Source organism: Trinickia sp. (assembly GCF_057351765.1).
In genome coordinates this window covers 1-3,868 of the sequence record NZ_JBMRBK010000028.1, presented here as the reverse complement: position 1 = coordinate 3,868, position 3,868 = coordinate 1, and the positions used below count along the sequence as shown (strand labels likewise).

The following is a 3,868-nucleotide window of genomic DNA, read 5'->3' as shown; positions in this document are numbered from 1 at the left end:
TTCTTACTCGACGGCGAGGCAGTCCTGAAAGCGACTGATCTGCTTGAGTAGTCCAATTCGGGGTGTAGCTTAGCCTGGTAGAGCGCTACGTTCGGGACGTAGAGGCCGGAGGTTCGAATCCTCTCACCCCGACCAGAATTTCCAAAAAGGATCGACGGTTCGTCGGTCCTTTTTGTTTTCCGGCTCGCTCGGCGCTGCGCCTCCGCAATAGAGGCGGTCCCATTCGGCGTGCGACCGCTCCCTTCGCACATCAGCCGAAAACGCTGCTCGCCTTCGTTAGGCTGCATGTTCATCATCATGCGGAGGAAGGCGAGTCATGACTAGCATCAACGGGCCCGTACCCGAAGTACCAAACGACGGTTGGCTACCGCCAAGCCACTCAGATGCTGCGGTCGACGCAGGTGGTTCGCCTCCCTCGACCCAACCAGCTTTGGGTCCCCTCACTGCGAGACGAGCCTACGCCGGGCAAGCAGCCGATGGAAGCGGAAGAGACAACCATTCTGGCCAACAACTCACGATGTATCTCCAGGGTTTGACAACAGCGGCCCTCGACGAGCTGTGGAATACGCCGCGCGCGCCGGTCAGCGAGATAGTCCCTGCGCATTGGACCTTCCATCGCTCGCTGGCAGCAAGCGGTAATGGGCGCGATTCGAACAGTGTCGACCGCGCGCTGGACGCCGCAGCCAAAGAACATGGGATTCGTCATCCGATGGACCATCTGCTCCTGCTCGATACGCATCACAGCGGCGACAGGTCCGAACCGGCACCACGCGCCGACCTCGAGGTCATGACCGGTGCATGCGACGCGGTCTCGCAAAGAATGGAATCCGCCGATGATGCGATAGCGCGCCTGGGGATTTCTCATTCACTCGATCAGGAATTGTTGAGAGCTATCGCGCGGCAAGCCGAGGCAATGGCTATGCCGCCGGTGGATCCGGATGTATTGAGACGGGCTGAATCGACGGTCACGGACGACAGGTCGGCTTGCGCACTCCTTACCGTAGCCATCCTCTTTGGCGTGCGTCGCGACGAGCAGGTTCGCGCCTTGTACGACGCGCAAGCGAGACAGCAGATTCGTTCACACCTGCCAACTATATTGAACGAACTCAACGGCCACGACAGTCGCCAATGATGCTTAGTCGTTGTCAGTACAACCCGGCTGGGGATTGCAAATCGTTGACTGCCTGGCGCCCGACATGCGTCCGCGGCCGATAGGCACGCACAGCGCTCTGCTATATTGTCGCCATCCCCTTTTCGGCCTGTTCGCTACGCGTGGAACACCTCCCCTTATGGGCGCAAGTCGGCGCCGTCTTCGTACTCCTCTTCGTTTCCGGCTTCTTCTCGATCTCGGAAACCGCGATGATGGCGCTCAATCGCCATCGCCTCAAACATCTGGTCACCAAGGGCGCGTTCGGCGCCAAGACAACGCAGGGCCTGCTCGCGCGCACCGATGAGCTGCTCGGCGTCATCCTCATCGGCAACAATCTGCTCAACACGATCATCCCGGTGCTGACCACCTCGATCGCGCTGCGCACGTTCGGCAGCAACAACCTCGTGCTGTCGATCGCGACCGGCATCGTCGCGTTCCTCATCATCGTCTTCGCCGAAATCACGCCGAAGATCGTCGGCGCGACCTACCCCGAGAAGATCGCGCTGCCTGCCGGCTTCATCATCGCGCCGCTCATGCGTGCGCTGAAACCGGTCATCTGGTTCGTCAATCTTTTTTCGAACGCGATTCTGGCGCTCTTGCACATCAATACCAAGGGCGGGCGCGATCAGCGTCTCTCGACCGAAGAGCTGCGCACCATCGTACTGGAGTCCGGCAGTTTCATGCCGACCAAGCACCGCAGCATTCTGCTGAACCTGTTCGACCTCGAAAACATCTCCGTCGACGACGTGATGATTCCGCGCCGCCGCATCGAATCGCTCGATTTCGACGCACCGTTCGAAGACATCATGCGGCAACTCGAAACCTGCTATCACAACAAGCTGATCGTCTATCAGGGCGATATCGACCGTGTACTCGGCGTATTGCACGTCCGCAAGACGCTCGCCGCGCTGCATAAGCAGGAACTCGAACGCGAAACGCTGCGCGAGCTGCTCACCGAGCCGTACTTCGTTCCATCGGGCACTCCCGTATTCCAGCAACTCCAGTACTTTCAGGAAACGCGGCAGCGTACGGCGCTCGTCGTCGACGAGTACGGCGAGTTGCAAGGGATGGTCACGCCGGAGGACATCCTGGAAGAACTCATCGGCGAATTCACGACATCCATTCCACGCAGCGCCGGCTCCCGGCGAGGCTGGAACGAGCAAGGCGAATGCATCGTCGCGGGCAGTATGCCGCTGCGCGAACTCAACCGCTGGCTGCAGCTGAACCTGCCGACAGACGGCCCGAAGACGCTCAACGGTCTCATTCTGGAAACGCTCGAGGAAATTCCCGAAGGCGACGTCTGCGTGCGCATCGGCGACATCCCGCTGGAAGTGATGCAAAGCGACGATCAGGCCATCCGCACCGTGAAGGTCTTCAAACCGAGAGCACAGCCGGCGGCGAAACCGGCACGCGATTGACGCACTGCCCTCCGATGACGGACAGCCCCTGACCGATCGGCCGAATGTCGGCGGCCAGCCGTTCACGCGATGATGACTTCATCGCTTTCGAACGACTGCATCCCGCACTGACCCGACATTCGATGTCTTCCCAGCTTCCCTTCCCTCTTCCTGCTGCCGCGCCGCTCCCGTCCGACGGGGACGACGCGCCGGCTGTGCGTCTTCTGGCCGACACGCTGGCGCGCGCCTCGCAACTCGGTGCATCCGATATCCACGTGGAACCGGGCGATGGCACCTGGCGCATTCGCTTGCGCATCGACGGCGTGCTGCACGAGGCGTCGGCACCACCGCCGCATCTGCGCGACGCCTTAGTGACACGCGTGAAGGTGCTCGCGAAGCTCGATATCGCCGAACGCCGCCTGCCCCAGGACGGGCGGCTGCGGCTCGCATTCGCCGCGGATGCGGCGCAAGACTATCGGGTCAGTTCACTGCCGACGATATTCGGCGAAAAACTCGTGCTCCGCCGGATGCAAGCGCTGCCCGCCGATCTTTCGCTCGCGGCACTCGGCTTCGACGCGTGGCAAAGACCGGCCGTCGAAGCGGCCATCCGCGCGCCGCACGGACTGATCCTCGTGACGGGGCCGACAGGCAGCGGAAAGACACTTTCGCTCTACTGCTTCCTGCAGATGCTCAACACCGCGTCGCGCAACATCTGCACCGTCGAGGACCCGGTCGAAATCGAGCTCGCCGGCATCAATCAGCTCAACGTACGCGACAAGACCGGCTTGACGTTCGCTACCGCGCTGCGCGCATTGCTGCGCCAAGACCCCGATGTGATCATGATCGGCGAAATCCGCGACGGCGAAACGGCCGATGTCGCCGTGAAAGCTGCTCAAACGGGCCATCTGGTGCTGTCGACCCTGCATACGAACGATGCACCGAGCGCCATCGCGCGCCTCATCGATATTGGAGTGCCGCCGCTGAACGTCGCCACCGCGTTGCGGCTCGTCACGGCGCAGCGGCTCGTCCGCCGCCTATGCCCCATTTGCGCCACGCCCACGGCCGCGTCACCCGAACAGCTGCGCGCGGCCGGCTTCGACGAGGCCGAAACAGGCGCCTGGGCTCCGACGTCCGCGTCCGGTTGCGAAGCTTGTCATGGCATCGGCTATCGCGGGCGCGTCGGCGTGCATCAAACCATGCCGATATCCGCCGCGATGCGCGAGTCGATCGTCTCGCGCACGAGCCACGACACGCTCGCGCGGCAAGCACGCGCCGAGGGTATCGCGACTCTGCGCCGCGCCGCGCTCGACCGTGTACGGGA

At 62.4% G+C, this 3,868-nt stretch carries 3 protein-coding genes and 1 tRNA gene; all 4 read left to right on the top strand.

Features of this window, described 5'->3' with window-relative positions; translation table 11 throughout:
* Positions 1-58 precede the first annotated feature (58 nt).
* Positions 59-135: transfer RNA gene (locus tag ACO1XS_RS07275), tRNA-Pro, on the top strand.
* 382 nt (positions 136-517) lie between these two features.
* Positions 518-1,132, top strand: a complete 615-nt coding sequence (locus ACO1XS_RS07270) for a hypothetical protein (RefSeq protein ID WP_331571432.1) — start codon at positions 518-520, stop codon at positions 1,130-1,132.
* Positions 1,133-1,272: 140 nt separating this feature from the next.
* Positions 1,273-2,568 (top strand): HlyC/CorC family transporter, encoded by a 1,296-nt coding sequence (locus ACO1XS_RS07265; RefSeq protein WP_331571434.1) that lies wholly within the window; start codon positions 1,273-1,275, stop codon positions 2,566-2,568.
* Positions 2,569-2,690: 122 nt separating this feature from the next.
* A partial coding sequence (locus ACO1XS_RS07260) for a GspE/PulE family protein (protein ID WP_486390328.1) occupies positions 2,691-3,868 on the top strand: 1,178 nt, incomplete at its 3' end.